This is a genomic window from Pseudonocardia bannensis (assembly GCF_012911875.1).
Classification (GTDB): Bacteria; Actinomycetota; Actinomycetes; order Mycobacteriales; family Pseudonocardiaceae; genus Pseudonocardia; species Pseudonocardia bannensis.
In genome coordinates, this window is the sequence record NZ_JAAXKZ010000276.1 from 1 (window position 1) to 1,004 (window position 1,004).

A 1,004-nucleotide genomic window follows, 5' to 3' on the forward strand; every position below is an offset into this window, starting at 1 on the left:
TGAGCTGAAGAACTGGAAGGTGCTGCGCAAGATCCGATCCTGCCCCGGTCGGGCGGCCGAGCTCGTCGCCGCAGTCCAGACCCTGATGATCGCCAACGCGTGATCAGGTTGGCAAAGGCTCAGTGCCGCTCAGCACGACGGCTGCCGCCGACGTGACAATTTGGGAGGCCGGACCCTCGCCGGACCGGCGCGGCGGTCAGCGACGGAGGCCAGCTAGGCCTGGTTCGCCTCGCGCTGCGAGCGCCATGCGAGATCGGCCTCGACAGCGGCGGTGTAGTTGGCGTTCCAGTGCTCGGGCAGCGCCAGCTGGCGGCCCGCGGGGACCGGCCGCCGGACCGCTTCGCCGGGCCGGGCAGGTGGGGGCGGCGGTGTCTGCCGTTGGGATTGGTCCTCGGGGACGAGGTGCTCGCCGGGGCGGCAGAGGTGTCGGTCGATGACTTTGCTGAGGCGTTCGATGACGGCGGGGCGCCAGCGCAGGTGCCACTCCCCTGTCACGCTGGGCGCAGACGAGCGTAGGTAGGCCTGGACGTGGGCGCTGCGCAGCCAGGACAGCTCGACGAGGGCGGGGCGGTGCAAGGCCCAGCAGTCGGGCAGCTCGTCGCGGGTGATCTCGTACCAGGGGACGAGGACCTCGGCGATCCACTGGGCGAGGATCGGCCACTGGGCGCGGGCCTGTTCCGCGGTGAGGGCCGGCCAGTTGACCGGGGCGTTGTCCTCGCGGCGCAGGGTGGTCAGGACCTCGTCGAGCTGGCCGGCCTGGCGGTTGAGCTCCTCGGTGGTGAACTGGCGCAGCGCGGCCAGTTCCGGGGCGATCTGCTCGGAGACGACCGCGGCGAGGTCGGTGTGGTGGCCGGTGAATTCCTCCACCCGCCCGGCGAGGCCCTCGACCCGCGACCGGAGGTCGGTGAGCCCGGTGCGCAGGCGGCGCAGCTCGACGATCCAGGTGGTCTCCCCGGAGCCGGGACGGCGGTTGAGCGGCCCGCCGTCGGGCGCGGTGGCGGGCC

1 pseudogene is annotated in these 1,004 nt (G+C 72.8%); it reads right to left on the reverse strand.

What is annotated here, in order from left to right:
* Positions 1–213 precede the first annotated feature (213 nt).
* A pseudogene (locus HF519_RS30165) lies at positions 214–1,004 on the reverse strand (hypothetical protein); the annotation flags it as partial.